Consider the following 13222-nt stretch of genomic DNA (forward strand, 5'->3'; position numbering starts at 1 on the left):
GTTCGATTACCCGCGCACCCACATGACACGTCCCGGTGGGGAGCAGTTGTACGGGCCATGATCACGGTTTGGCAGCGGGGCGCCTCAGTCCTGTCTCAGTCCTGTCTCAGTCCTCGTGACGCCGCTTTCCGTCCAGTTCGTCCCACCACTCGTCGGACTTCGGATCGCCCGAGGGGTCGTCCCACCAGCGGTCGTCCGGGCCGCGCCGGTTCGCGATCATCGCGGCGACCGGCGGGATGACCATGGCGATGACGCACAGGGCCACGGCCGCCTCCACCGAGAACAGGCGCACGAAGGACCAGGCGGAGACGAACAGGAACAGGCATCCGCCCATGAGGAGGAAGTAGACGCGGCGTCGCCGGGCGTACATGCCTCCAGGGTAGAGGCGAGGGGCGGACGGCGCGAAGGGCCGCACCCCGATCCAGTGGCGTCCAACCCCCGGGGGTGCGGCCCTTCGGCCGGTCAATCGTTCAGGCGTGCGGTGCTCAGACCGCGATCGCCACGTCCGTCACACCGCCGGACTCGGCGACCACGACGGCGCGGTCCGCCTGCGCACCCGGGACGAGCGCCCGCAGCGTCCAGGAGCCGGTGGCGGCGTAGAAGCGGAACTGGCCGGTCGCCGAGGTCGGAACCTCGGCGGTGAACTCGCCGGTCGAGTCCAGCAGCCGGACGTAGCCGCTGATGGGCTCGCCGTCCTTGGTCACCTGGCCCTGGATGGCGGTCTCGCCGGGCTTGAGCGTGGCGAGGTCGGGCCCGCCGATCTGTGCTCCACACATGTTCTCTGTCCTGTCCTAGAGAGGTCGTACTGGTACGGGCCCTGCGTGCCCGGCAGGGTTACTTGTTGGCGCCGAGCTCGATCGGCACGCCGACGAGGGAGCCGTACTCGGTCCACGAGCCGTCGTAGTTCTTGACGTTCTCCTGGCCCAGGAGCTCGTGCAGCACGAACCACGTGAGCGCGGAGCGCTCACCGATGCGGCAGTAGGCGATGGTGTCCTTCGCCAGGTCGACCTGCTCCGCCTGGTAGAGGGCGGTCAGCTCTTCGTCCGACTTGAAGGTGCCGTCGTCGTTGGCGTTCTTCGACCACGGGATGTTGCGGGCGCTCGGCACGTGGCCGGGGCGCTGCGACTGCTCCTGCGGGAGGTGCGCCGGGGCGAGCAGCTTGCCGGAGAACTCGTCGGGCGAGCGGACGTCGACCAGGTTCAGGGAGCCGATCGCGGCCACGACGTCGTCGCGGAAGGCACGGATCGAGGCGTCCTGGGCCTTGGCCTTGTACTGGGTGGCCGGGCGGTTCGGGACCTCGGTGCCGTCGACCAGGTCGCGGGAGTCGAGCTCCCACTTCTTGCGGCCGCCGTCGAGCAGGCGGACGTCCTGGTGGCCGTACAGCTTGAAGTACCAGTAGGCGTAGGACGCGAACCAGTTGTTGTTGCCGCCGTAGAGGACGACGGTGTCGTCGTTGGAGATGCCCTTGGCGGAGAGGAGCTTCTCGAAGCCCTCCTGGTCCACGAAGTCGCGGCGGACCGGGTCCTGGAGGTCGCTCTTCCAGTCGATCCGGACGGCGTTGGTGATGTGGTTCTTGTCGTAGGCGGACGTGTCCTCGTCCACCTCGACGATGACGACGTTGGCGTCGTTCAGGTGGGCCTCGACCCAGTCGGCGTCTACGAGGACGTCGCTGCGGCTCATGATGTTCTCCTCCGGGGCAGTGTGCGGCGGGGCAGTGCTGGTGCTGCTGCGGGGTGGTACTGGTGCGTGGTGCGTCCGGGTGCGCCTCGCAGCTCCTGCGCGAGGAGGCGTCAGGGTCAGGAGGCGGGTGCGGTCACGCGGGAAGGGCCTGAAGGCCGTCGACCGGCGCTGATGGAGCGTGTCATCAGATGCCGCATACGGAATGCGGCGCGCTCACAGGTCACATGGATCGACAGAGCATGGCGGCGACGCGACACAGGTCTACTGCCCGCCGCTTCGTGAGGTCCGCCTGCTGATGCTTCATAGCCATGGATCGTAGGGACGATCCGGCCGCCCTGTCACCGGCGTGTCATATTCCGAGACAGGATCGTCCGAATCGCGAGATACGAAGCACCCAGGGCGGCCGTCGCAAGGCCTCCGGGGCTCTTCTGCGGCGCGCCCTTCTGCGGATCGGACCGCGCCGTCTCACGATCCGGCCAGCACCACGTTCGAGCCGCTCAGGGTGAGGTGTACGCCGGACCCGTCCGAGGTCAGCGAGTTCAGCTGGAGACCGTCCGGCAGACCGCTGTCGAGCTGCCGGTCGAAGTCGGTCCGCTTGCGGATCGCGGACTCGATCCCGGGGAGGCCCTCGCCCGGCACCTGGTCGGCGTGGACCCGGATGATCTTGCCGCCCTTCGCCTCCTTGGCGTCCACGAGTGTGACGGTCGACACCACGCTGCGGGTGAAGATCCGGCCGAGGAACTCGATCCTCGCCGTCACCTTCACCTTGCCGGGCGCGCCGCCGTAGGCCACCGTCACACCGGTCTGCGCGGCCTTGGTCAGGTCCTCGTACGTGAGGAGCGCCGTACCCTCCGCGCGCTCGGCGGAGCCGCCGCTGTAGTCGCCGTTCAGCTTCACCCCGTGGAAGCTGGCGTCGATCTCCGAGATCCGCGTCTTGCGGCCGTCGGAGGTGGCCTCGACGCCCTTGAGCTTCAGGTCCACCTGGTCGAGGTCGTGGCTGAGCGCCTGGGTGAGGAACGGGAACCCGTGGATGTCCACCTCGGCGCTGCCGGTCAGCCCCTCCTGGGCCTGGATGCGGTCGGCCAGCCGGTCCTCGGCGTAACCGGCCGCCCAGCGGTCGGCGCCAACGAACAGCGCTCCCAGAATCACTCCGATGATCACAACGACACGCAGAAAGCGCACGTGTCCCTCCCCCTGTAGATCGGTACGTGCGTTCTAGTGGACCACGCCGTGACCATGTCGTGACCTTGGGGGCCCGAACCCGCCGGCACCGGCGGGTTCGGGCGGGCGGGTCCGTCAGCCGACCACGCGGCCGATCAGGTACACGGCGGGAGCGGCGACGGCCAGCGGCAGCGCCACCCCGGCCGTCATGTGGACGAACTTGGACGGGTAGTCGTACGCGGCCACGCGCAGCCCGATCAGCGCGCACGCCCCCGCGACCAGCCCGATCAGCGCGCCGCCGCCCACCCCGACGGCGGTGAGCCCGCCGACCGCGATGCCCGCACCGGCCGCCGCGGCCAGCGAGACCCCGACGGAGGGCGCGGGCGGCAGCGGCAGCGCGCGGGCGAACACGGCGACCGCGACAGCGGCCGCGCCGACGCTGACGGCGCCCGGGTCGGAGGCCAGGTAGCCGGCGCAGACGATGGCGAGGGCGGCGGAGGCCACCGAGGCCATCAGGCCGTACATCCGCTCGTCGGGGTCGGCGTGGCTGCGCAGCTGGAGGACGAGCGTGAGCAGCACCCAGGCGCCGATGGTGCCGATGATCGCGCCGGGCCCGTACGTGTCGTCCACAGCGAGCACCGCCCCGTCGGCGACGAGCGCCCCAGCGAAGGCGAGCGCGATGCCCTGGCGGGCCGGCCACATGCCGTTGAGGCGGAACCAGCCGGCCGCGGTGAGGCCCTGGAGGGCGACCAGCGGCACGAGCAGGGCGTAGTCCCCGAGGGCGGCGGCGCCGGCCAGCAGCACCCCGAGCGCGGCGGTCAGTATGGCCGACTGCGGGCCCGGATCGATGATCGGCGACCGCCCCTCGGCACGGGCCTGGGCGGGGTCGACGGCGCGCAGGGTGTTGCCTGCGAGGGTGGGCGGGGAGTACGCGGGCTCCTCATCCGGAGCCGACGCGCCCAACGCGGCCGCCGACGCACCCGCCGGACCGGCCGTCGCCACGGAGGCCGCCGAAGCCACCCCCGGCTCGGGCTCCACCGGGGCGGCCGCCTGCGGCGGGAGGTACGCGGTCTCGGCCCACTCCTGCGCCGGAGCCTGTGCGGGCGCCTCGTCGCGGAACCAGCCCTCCGGGACCGCCGGGGGCTGCTGCAACGGGCCGGGATCCTGGTACGGCGGCAGGTACGCGGTCTCCGCGGCCGCCGGGGAGGCCTCCGGCCACGACGCACCCGCGACCGCCTGGGAGCCCTGCGACCAGTCCTGTACGGGGGCCTGCGCGGGCGCCTCGTCCCGGAACCAGCCCTCCGGAACGGCCGGGGGCTGCTGCAACGGGCCGGGATCCTGGTACGGCGGCAGGTACGCGGTCTCCGCGGCCGCCGGGGAGGCCTCCGGCCACGACGCACCCGCGACCGCCTGGGAGCCCTGCGACCAGTCCTGTACGGGGGCCTGCGCGGGCGCCTCGTCCCGCAACCAGCCCTCGGGCGCCACCGGCTGCTCCGGCACCCCGCCAAGCGGCGGCTGCACCGGCTGGTAACCGGTGTCCCAGGTGTCCGACTGCCAGGTCTGCGTCCCGTACGGGTCCTGCTCCGGGTTCTGGCCCTGGCCCTGGTTCTGGTTCTGGTTCTGCTGCTGGTACTGCTGTTCTTCGGGCGTGCTCATGGGGTCCCGTTCACCCGCCCGCGAACGGCGGGAGCACCTCGACGGTGCCCCCCTCGGTCAGCAGGACGGCATCGTGCGGGCGCTTGCCCACAGGCTCGTCGTTCACGAGGAAGGAGCAGCGCAGCAGGACCCGGGTCAGCTCTCCGGGGTGGCGCTCCCGCACGGCGTCGAGCGCCTCGGCCAGTGTCCGCGCCGAGTACGGCTCCTCCGCCGTCTTGGCCGCGGCCTTGGCCGCCGCCCAGTAGCGGATGGTTCCGGTTGCCACTGCACGCTCCTATCGTCGGCTCTCTACCGTCGGCTCTCTACCGTCGGCCTCCATGATGACCCCTCGCATCCCCGCCCCCGGCCTGCCCTGGCACTCCCGGCGCCCTCCCCACCTCATCGCCGCGTCATCCCTGCGTGCACCCAGGCGGCCCGCGCCGGGTCCATCGATCCGGTGAAACCCGGGCATACGCAGGAGACGGAGGTGGCGCGAACCACAGAAGAGAGAACGTGAGAGGCCTCGGCCCGGAAAGGGCCGGTGGGCTATTCTGGCGGTGTAGAGGATCCGGGCAACGTAGCCCCCGGGTCCTTTTGTGCTTTCAGCGCGTTGAACGAACCGAGAACACTGGTAACGATCCGGGCCCCAGGGCGCGGGGCCGGACCGCCGCCAGGTAACGCGAAAGTCCTCGACGGGACCGAGGAGGAACCGACGTGATGGACCAGCGAACCGTGCAGAACCGCCCGACCGGGGCAGGTGGTCGGGCATGAGCTCTCTCCTGCTGCTGACCAATGCCCTGCAGCCGTCCACCGAGGTGCTGCCCGCCCTCGGCCTGCTGCTGCACAACGTACGGGTGGCCCCCGCCGAGGGTCCGGCCCTCGTGGACACCCCCGGCGCCGACGTGATCCTCGTCGACGGCCGCCGCGACCTCCCGCAGGTGCGGTCGCTGTGCCAGCTGCTGCGCTCCACGGGGCCCGGCTGTCCGCTGATCCTCGTGGTCACCGAGGGCGGCCTGGCGGCCGTCACCGCCGACTGGGGCATCGACGACGTCCTCCTCGACACCGCGGGCCCGGCCGAGGTCGAGGCCCGGCTGCGGCTGGCCACCGGCCGGCAGCAGCTCGGCTCGGACGACTCCCCGATGGAGATCCGCAACGGTGATCTCTCCGTGGACGAGGCGACGTACTCGGCGAAGCTGAAGGGCCGGGTCCTGGACCTCACCTTCAAGGAGTTCGAGCTCCTGAAGTACCTCGCGCAGCACCCGGGCCGGGTCTTCACCCGCGCCCAGCTCCTCCAGGAGGTCTGGGGCTACGACTACTTCGGCGGCACGCGCACCGTGGACGTCCACGTACGGCGGCTGCGCGCGAAGCTCGGTCCCGAGCACGAGTCGCTGATCGGAACGGTCCGCAACGTCGGCTACCGCTTCGTCACGCCGGAGAAGGTCGAACGGGCCGCGGCGGAGGCGGCCGCCCAGGCCGCGAAGCAGGCGGCGCAGCAGCAGGCGGCGAAGGCCGCGGCGGCCGTCACCCGGATGGAGGAAACCCGGTGAACGTCCAGTCCGCAGGACGCCCTGCCCAGAGGTAGGTCACCCCGCGTAGACTTCCGCGCGTGGCCAAGGTGACGCGGGATGACGTGGCGCGACTTGCGGGTACCTCTACCGCCGTCGTGAGCTACGTCATCAACAACGGACCCCGGCCGGTTGCCCCGGCCACGCGCGAGCGTGTACTCGCTGCGATCAAGGAGCTGGGCTACCGCCCGGACCGGGTCGCGCAGGCGATGGCCTCGCGGCGCACCGACCTCATAGGCATGATCGTCCCGGACGCCCGCCAGCCGTTCTTCGCGGAGATGGCGCACGCGGTCGAGCAGGCCGCCGCCGAGCGCGGAAAGATGGTGCTGGTCGGGAACTCCGACTACCGGGACGAGCGCGAGGTCCACTACCTGCGGGCGTTCCTCGGGATGCGGGTGTCCGGCCTGATCCTGGTCAGCCAGGGCATGAGCGAGCGAGCGGCCTCGGAGATCGAGGCGTGGGACGCCCGTGTCGTCCTCCTCCACGAGCGTCCCGAGGCGATCGACGACGTCGCGGTCGTGACGGACGACATCGGCGGCGCCCAGCTCGCCACCCGCCACCTGCTGGAACACGGGCACGAGTACGTGGCCTGCCTCGGCGGCGTCGAGACCACCCCGGAGGTCGGCGACCCGGTCGCGGACCACGTCGAGGGCTGGCGCCGGGCGATGCTGGAGTCGGGCCGCTCGATCGAGGGCCGGCTGTTCCAGGCCCCGTACAACCGCTACGACGCCTACCGCGTCGCCCTTGAGGTGCTGAGCGGCCCGGACCGCCCGCCGGCGATTTTCTGCGCCACGGACGACCAGGCGATCGGGCTGCTGCGGGCGGCACGGGAGCTTCGCATCGACGTACCGGGTGAGCTTGCGGTGGCCGGCTTCGACGACGTCAAGGAGGCGGCGCTGACGGATCCGCCGCTGACGACGATCGCGTCGGACCGCCCGGCGATGGCCCGCGCGGCGGTGGACCTCGTCCTGGACGACGGCCTGCGGGTGGCCGGCTCCCGCCGGGAACGCCTGAAGCAGTTTCCGTCGGCGCTGGTCATCCGGCGGTCCTGCGGCTGCCGCTGACCGGCCGGTCGTTTACGGGCCCTTCCGCCCGGACTCCGTCCACCGGCCGCTGCGCGGTGCTTCTCCCCGCCCCGGCCTTATACGGGGCATACGCGGTTCTGTCGGGCTTCTCAGCGGGGACTCAGGGAGCTCTCATGAAGCACGGACAGAGTCACAGTCATGACCGACAGCCACCGCCGCGAAGGCGAGTACCCGCAGCACCTCGCACAAGAGACCGCGGCCGGGGCCTACCCCTCGCCGCCCGCGTACCCGCCCGCCGCACCCGGGTGGCACGAGGCGCACCAGCCCCCGGTGATCCAGGGCGAAACGGTTCCCCCAGGGGGCGGTGACTCCCAGGGCCCGGCAGCCCCCGCAGGGCCCTCGCACGCCGGCGCCCGCGCCAAGCGCCCCGTCGCGCTGCTCGCGGCCGTCGCGATCGCCGCCGCCCTCATCGGGGGCGGCACCGCCGCCGCCGTGGAACAGCTGTTCGGCGACAAGGCCACCGGCGTGGGCGGCGTGAGCGGCACCAACGTCTCCCATTCCAACACCGGCAGCGGCACCATCTCCGGCGTCGCCGAGCAGGTCAGCCCGTCGGTCGTCCGCATCGACACCCGCACCGCCTCCGGCCAGGGCACCGGCTCCGGCGTCGTCATCACCGCCGCCGGCGAGATCGTCACCAACAACCACGTCGTCAGCGGCGCCACCGAGATCCAGGTGACGATGAGCGACGGCAAGAAGTACAGCGCCAAGATCGTGGGCACCGACCCCGACAAGGACCTGGCCCTCATCAAGCTCCAGGGCGCCTCCGGCCTCAAGCCGGCCAGGCTCGGCGACTCCGGCGGCCTCAAGGTCGGCGAGCAGGTCGTCGCCATCGGCTCCCCCGACCGGCTCACCGGCACGGTCACCAGCGGCATCGTCTCCGCGCTGAACCGCGAGGTGAACGTACCGAAGTCCGAGCAGCAGTCCCCGTCGCGGCAGCAGTGGCCGTTCTCGTACGACGGTCAGCAGTTCAACGGGAAGACCGGCTCGGACACCACCTCGTACAAGGCCATCCAGACGGACGCCTCCCTCAACCCCGGCAACTCCGGCGGAGCCCTCGTCAACATGAACGGCGAGATCGTCGGGATGCCCTCCGCGATCTACTCCCCCTCCAGTGACAGCTCCACCGCCGGCAGCGTCGGCCTCGGCTTCGCCATCCCCGTCAACACGATCAAGGCCGACCTCGGCTCCCTCCGCAAGGGCGGCAGCACGGGCAACACCGAGAGCAACGGCACCAACGGCTTCGGCACCTCCTACTGAGCCCCCGTGCGAGCCTGGTAGCACCGACCACCACCCCTGGGGGAGACCAATGATTCCCGCCGAAGGCGACCCGCAGCGCATCCTCGTCGTCGATGACGAGCCGGCCGTACGTGAGGCCCTGCGCCGCAGCCTCGCCTTCGAGGGGTACGGCGTGCAGACCGCCGTCGACGGCCTCGACGCCCTCGACAAGGCGGCCTCCTACGCCCCCGACCTGATCGTCCTGGACATCCAGATGCCCCGGATGGACGGCCTGACGGCGGCCCGCCGGCTGCGCGCCGCCGGCAGCGTCACCCCGGTCCTGATGCTGACCGCCCGCGACACCGTCGGCGACCGCGTCACCGGCCTCGACGCCGGAGCCGACGACTACCTGGTCAAGCCCTTCGAGCTGGACGAGCTCTTCGCCCGCGTCCGCGCCCTGCTGCGCCGTAGCTCGTACGCCGCCCCGGCGGCCGGCGGCGCGGCGCCCGAGGACGCGCTGGCCTTCGGTGACCTCCGGATGGACCTGGCCACCCGCGAGGTCACCCGGGCCGGGCGCCCGGTGGAGCTGACCCGCACCGAGTTCACACTGCTGGAGATGTTCCTGGCGCACCCGCGGCAGGTCCTGACCCGCGAGCAGATCCTCAAGACCGTCTGGGGCTTCGACTTCGAGCCGAGCTCCAACTCCCTGGACGTGTACGTGATGTACCTGCGCCGCAAGACCGAGGCGGGCGGCGAGCCCCGCCTGGTCCACACTGTGCGCGGGGTGGGCTACGTACTGCGGGCCGGCGAGAGCGGCCCCGAGTGAGCCCCGCCGCCAGATTCCGCGGGCTGCCCCTGCGCTCGCGCCTCGCGCTGCTGGTCGCGGTCGCGGTGGCGGTCGCCGTCGCGGCCGTCGCCGCCGTCTGCTGGGTGATGGTGCGGGCCCAGCTGCGCGACCAGCTCGACCGGTCCCTGATGGCGACGAACGCGTCCGCCGAGGTGCTGCGGACCCTGCGCGAGGGCTGTGTGAACCGCCCCGCCGCCGAGCCCACGCAGGAGATCGCCGGGAACCTGAACGCGACCGTCCAGATCGTCACCGCCGACGGCACCCACTGCTGGGTGAGCGGACTGCCGACCCTCCCGGTCACCGCGGCCGACACGGAGGTCGCGGCGGGCGAGCGGTCCAGGACCCTGCACGACGCGACCACCACCGACGGCGTCGAGATGCGCGTCTACACCATGTCCGTGCGGGCCAACCCGGGCGGCCCGGTCTTCGCGATCTCCATCGCCAAGCCGCTGGCCGACATCGACAAGCCGCTGTCCACCCTGGCCTGGGTGCTGCTCCTGGTCTCCGGCATCGGCGTCGTCGGCGCGGGCGCGGCCGGCCTGTGGGTGGCCCGTACGGGTCTGCGGCCGGTCGACGAACTCACCGGCGCCGTCGAGCACATCGCCCGGACCGAGGACCTCACCGTACGGATCCCGGACGAGGGCGAGGACGAGATCGCCCGGCTGTCGCGGTCCTTCAACTCCATGACGGCGGCGCTGGCCTCCTCCCGGGACCGGCAGGCCCAGCTGATCGCGGATGCCGGGCACGAGCTGCGCACCCCGCTCACCTCGCTGCGTACCAACATCGAGCTGCTCGCGCGCAGCGAGGACACCGGCCGGGCCATCCCGCCCGAGGACCGCAGGGAACTGCTGGCCTCGGTCAAGGCGCAGATGACGGAACTGGCCGCGCTCATCGGCGATCTGCAGGAGCTGTCCCGCCCGGACGCCCTGGCGGACGGCCCGCTGGAGGTGGTCGCGCTGCACGAGGTCGCCCAGAGCGCGCTGTCCCGCGCCCGGCTGCGCGGCCCCGAGCTGAGCTTCACCTCCGATCTGGCGCCCTGGTACGTACGGGGTGAGGCGGCCGCGCTGGAGCGGGCGGTGGTCAACGTCCTCGACAACGCGGTGAAGTTCAGCCCGGCTGGCGGCGCCGTCGAGGTGTCGCTGCGCGCGGGCGAGCTGACCGTACGGGACCACGGGCCCGGCATCCCCGCCGACGACCTCCCGCACGTCTTCGAGCGGTTCTGGCGGTCCCCGTCGGCCCGGGCGCTGCCCGGCAGCGGGCTGGGCCTGTCGATCGTGGCCCGTACGGTGCAGCGCGCGGGCGGCAGCGCCGAGCTGCGGGCGGCGCGGGGCGGCGGCCCCGGCACGGAGGCGGTGCTCCGCATCCCGGGCGCGCCGGCCCCGCCGCCGGACCTGGCCGAAGGCAGGCCCTAAACGGGGTTGTGCCGGATCAGTGAGGCGACCAGGCCGGAGCGGGTGTTGGGGAAGTCCATCGGGACGATCCCGAGCCCGGTCCGGCCGGCCATCTCCGAGCCGTCGACGAAGGCGTGCACCTGTGGGTCCAGCCGGTCGGAGTTCCAGCGCGGCGGCATGTACGCCGAGGTGCTGGTGTAGTTCATGAAGAGCTTGCCGGGCTGCTGGACGGCCTTGCGGAACTGGTTCTCGATCTTGCCGCGTTTGGCGAACGGCTCGGCCATGTAGTCGTCCTGGATGTCGAAGACGTTGCCGTCGCCGTAGCGCAGGCCGCCTGGCAGGCCGCCGTTGTCGGGAAGCAGGAGCACCTTGCCGCGGGTCTGCCCGAGGGCGGGCAGGGTGTCGGCGATCCGGAACAGCGGCCGCCAGCCCCGGTTGTCGAGGTAGTCGTCGAAGACGGCGCGGAACGTCGCGTCGCTCTCCTCGGAGTACTCCTGCTTGAGCCGCATCAGGACGGTCTCGGAGGGGTGCGCGGCGAGGAAGTTCCAGCAGGCCACGAGGACGTCGCCGAACATCAGGCCCTGGTAGAACGAGCCGTGGTGGATCGCGAACGATCCGCCGGTCACCCGGCAGCGGACGTCCAGGAAGCGGATGCCGGAGTCCAGCTGTTCGGCGATCGAGGTGTTCTGGCAGGCGACGTAGAGTCCGCCCTGGCGGGCGCCGGAGTCGTGGGTGCCGGGGATGGTCATCCGCTGGAGGGCGGTGGAGTCCCCGAGTCCGGCCATCCAGTCCTGCGTGCCGAGCGCCTGGGCGGCGGCTGTTCCCGCCCCGGCCGCCCCGAGGGCCACGGCGGCGCCGGCCGCGAGCGCCCCGGCCAGGAACCCGCGCCGGCGCAGGCCCGCGCCGGCCCCTACGGCTGCGCCTGCGCATACGGCTGCGTCTGCGGCTACTCCCGTAAGCGCGTCCCCGCCCGTGCCTCTGCCCATGCCCGCGCCCACGCCGCCCATGCCCGCCCCTTTGCCGACCCAGTGATTGGGACGGGATTATGGCGTGCGGCACCAGCCTTTACTACCCATCGGTAGGGGCTACCTTTCGAGCAACTCCGCCATCCTGCGTAGACCTTGGGCGATTTCCCGCCCGTCGGGCGCCTGCTCCGGGTCGGTCAGCGCCTGCACCATCACCCCGGTCAGCAGGGCGAGGTGCACCGACCCGAGGGCCCGTACGTCGTCCTCGGCGACCGCCTCCTCGGACACGCCCCGCAGCGCCGCGGCGACCATACGGCGGGACTGGCGCTGGCCGGCGGCCAGGGTCGCGAGCAGTTCGGGCGAGGACTGCGCGTGGACGAACGCCTCGACGGAGGCGATCCAGAGCCAGCGCATGTCACCGAAGTCCTGGATCTTGCGGTCCCACGTGTCGGCGTACCGCTCCTCGACGGTGTCGCCCCGCCCGGCGAGCCGGCCGGACCCCGCGGACCACTCGTCCATGGCCGCGAACAGCGCCTGGTTGAGCAGGGCGTCGCGCGAGCCGAAGTGGTAGCCGATCGCGGCCATGCTCACCTGCGACGCCGAGGCGATATCGCGCACGGTGGTGCGCAGATACCCCTTCTCCTCCAGGCAGCGGCGCGCTCCGGCCAGCAGGTCCTCGCGATTTCCCATGCCGGGATCGTAGCCGCGAGCCCGTTTGGGCGACCGCCCAAGACATACGTATTGCGCGCTTGCCCAAATCCTGGCAGGCTGAAGCCGCAGGACGCCGCACACACCGGCCCGCACACAGGGGAGAAGGAACCGCCATGCGCCAGGAGCTGAAGATCGACGACCGCACCCTGTCCTACCTGGACTTCGGCGGCCCCGGCCGCCCGCTGCTCGCGCTCCACGGAGGCCTGTCCGAGGCGGCCGCGTTCACGGGCCTGGCCGAGGCCCTCGGCGACGAGTGGCGGGTCATCGCCCCCGACCAGCGCGGCCACGGCGACTCCGACCGGGCCGCCGACTACAGCCGCGAGGGCTATGTCGCCGACTCCGTCGCCCTGCTGGACCACCTCGGCCTCGACGCACCCGTGGCCGTCCTCGGCTACTCCCTCGGCGGGCTCAACGCCTACCACCTGGCCGCCGCCCACCCCGAGCGGGTCCACGCGCTCATCGACGTAGACGCCACCGTGGAGATCGACCCCAGGGGAGGCGAGGTGTTCGACTTCCTCCGGGCCATGAAGTACACGGCGGCCACCCGCGAGGAACTCCTGGACGCGGCCGGGCCGGTGGGCGCCCAGTTCGTCGCCCCGGCGCTGCGCCCGCTCCCCGGCGGGGAGGGCTGGCGGCTGCCGTTCCACCCGCAGGACATGCTCGACTCCGTCGAACAGTGCCGCGGCGACCACTGGGACGCCTGGCTCGCGAGCAGCTGCCCGGCCCTGGTGATCCACGGCACCCGCAGCCAGGCGCTCCCGCAGGCCACGGCCGACACGATGGTCTCCCGGCGCCCTGGGACCACGTACACGCCCTTCGACGCGGACCACTTCCTGCCGTTCACGGATCCGGCGGGCTTCCACGAGGCCGTCAGGAAGTTCCTGGCCGCCCTCTGATCCCTCTGGTCCCTCCGTCACGGGGGTACGGGGGGAACGGGGCAACGGGGGAACGGGGGAACGGGGGGAAC

The 13222-nt window shown here is 72.1% G+C and carries 15 protein-coding genes; 6 read left to right on the plus strand and 9 right to left on the minus strand.

Features of this window, described 5'->3' with window-relative positions:
* Positions 1-106 precede the first annotated feature (106 nt).
* From J7I97_RS26565 to J7I97_RS26590, 7 genes are all read right to left on the minus strand, one after another.
* On the minus strand, positions 107-370 hold the full coding sequence (locus J7I97_RS26565) for a DUF3099 domain-containing protein (RefSeq protein WP_214939337.1): 264 nt from the start codon (positions 368-370) through the stop codon (positions 107-109).
* A gap of 115 nt (positions 371-485) precedes the next feature.
* A complete protein-coding gene (locus tag J7I97_RS26570; protein ID WP_214939340.1) occupies positions 486-776 on the minus strand; it encodes a DUF1416 domain-containing protein in 291 nt (96 codons plus the stop codon).
* Between the two features lie 58 nt (positions 777-834).
* On the minus strand, positions 835-1680 hold the full coding sequence (locus tag J7I97_RS26575; RefSeq protein ID WP_214939343.1) for a sulfurtransferase: 846 nt from the start codon (positions 1678-1680) through the stop codon (positions 835-837).
* A 220-nt stretch (positions 1681-1900) separates the two neighbouring features.
* The gene (locus J7I97_RS40445; protein ID WP_350875872.1) at positions 1901-1990 is read right to left on the minus strand and encodes an Ms5788A family Cys-rich leader peptide; all 90 of its coding nucleotides are present in this window, start codon (positions 1988-1990) and stop codon (positions 1901-1903) included.
* Between the two features lie 155 nt (positions 1991-2145).
* Positions 2146-2862 (minus strand): DUF2993 domain-containing protein, encoded by a 717-nt coding sequence (locus tag J7I97_RS26580; protein ID WP_214939346.1) that lies wholly within the window; start codon positions 2860-2862, stop codon positions 2146-2148.
* Positions 2863-2976: 114 nt separating this feature from the next.
* Positions 2977-4497: a hypothetical protein gene (locus J7I97_RS26585; protein WP_251059192.1), complete on the minus strand. Its 1521-nt coding sequence runs from the start codon at positions 4495-4497 to the stop codon at positions 2977-2979.
* A gap of 10 nt (positions 4498-4507) precedes the next feature.
* Complete coding sequence (locus tag J7I97_RS26590) at positions 4508-4762, minus strand: MoaD/ThiS family protein (protein WP_030718384.1); 255 nt, start codon at positions 4760-4762, stop codon at positions 4508-4510.
* 481 nt (positions 4763-5243) lie between these two features.
* Here J7I97_RS26590 and J7I97_RS26595 point away from each other — a divergent pair, with 481 nt between their 5' ends.
* The 5 genes from J7I97_RS26595 (at position 5244) to J7I97_RS26615 (ending at position 10600) form a co-directional block, all read left to right on the plus strand.
* Positions 5244-6023, plus strand: a complete 780-nt coding sequence (locus J7I97_RS26595) for a response regulator transcription factor (protein WP_214939348.1) — start codon at positions 5244-5246, stop codon at positions 6021-6023.
* Positions 6024-6082: 59 nt separating this feature from the next.
* Complete coding sequence (locus J7I97_RS26600) at positions 6083-7105, plus strand: LacI family DNA-binding transcriptional regulator (protein WP_214939351.1); 1023 nt, start codon at positions 6083-6085, stop codon at positions 7103-7105.
* A gap of 159 nt (positions 7106-7264) precedes the next feature.
* Complete coding sequence (locus J7I97_RS26605; protein ID WP_214939354.1) at positions 7265-8383, plus strand: S1C family serine protease; 1119 nt, start codon at positions 7265-7267, stop codon at positions 8381-8383.
* Between the two features lie 49 nt (positions 8384-8432).
* Complete coding sequence (locus tag J7I97_RS26610) at positions 8433-9167, plus strand: response regulator transcription factor (protein ID WP_214939357.1); 735 nt, start codon at positions 8433-8435, stop codon at positions 9165-9167.
* Positions 9164-10600 carry a cell wall metabolism sensor histidine kinase WalK gene (locus J7I97_RS26615; protein ID WP_214939360.1) on the plus strand — a complete coding sequence of 479 codons (1437 nt, stop codon included), beginning with the start codon at positions 9164-9166 and terminating at the stop codon, positions 10598-10600. Before J7I97_RS26610 ends, J7I97_RS26615 begins: the two co-directional genes overlap by 4 nt.
* Here the strand turns inward: J7I97_RS26615 and J7I97_RS26620 are convergent.
* Positions 10597-11577: a phosphatidylinositol-specific phospholipase C gene (locus J7I97_RS26620; protein ID WP_308369403.1), complete on the minus strand. Its 981-nt coding sequence runs from the start codon at positions 11575-11577 to the stop codon at positions 10597-10599. The genes J7I97_RS26615 and J7I97_RS26620 overlap by 4 nt on opposite strands.
* An 87-nt stretch (positions 11578-11664) precedes the next feature.
* Positions 11665-12234, minus strand: coding sequence for a TetR/AcrR family transcriptional regulator (locus J7I97_RS26625; RefSeq protein ID WP_214939363.1), 570 nt, complete (start codon positions 12232-12234; stop codon positions 11665-11667).
* A gap of 134 nt (positions 12235-12368) precedes the next feature.
* Between J7I97_RS26625 and J7I97_RS26630 the strand changes: the two genes are divergently transcribed.
* The gene (locus tag J7I97_RS26630; protein WP_214939366.1) at positions 12369-13151 is read left to right on the plus strand and encodes an alpha/beta fold hydrolase; all 783 of its coding nucleotides are present in this window, start codon (positions 12369-12371) and stop codon (positions 13149-13151) included.
* The last annotated feature ends 71 nt before the right edge of the window (positions 13152-13222 follow it).

The sequence above is a fragment of the Streptomyces sp. ISL-87 genome (genome assembly GCF_018614095.1).
In the GTDB taxonomy this organism is placed as follows: domain Bacteria; phylum Actinomycetota; class Actinomycetes; order Streptomycetales; family Streptomycetaceae; genus Streptomyces.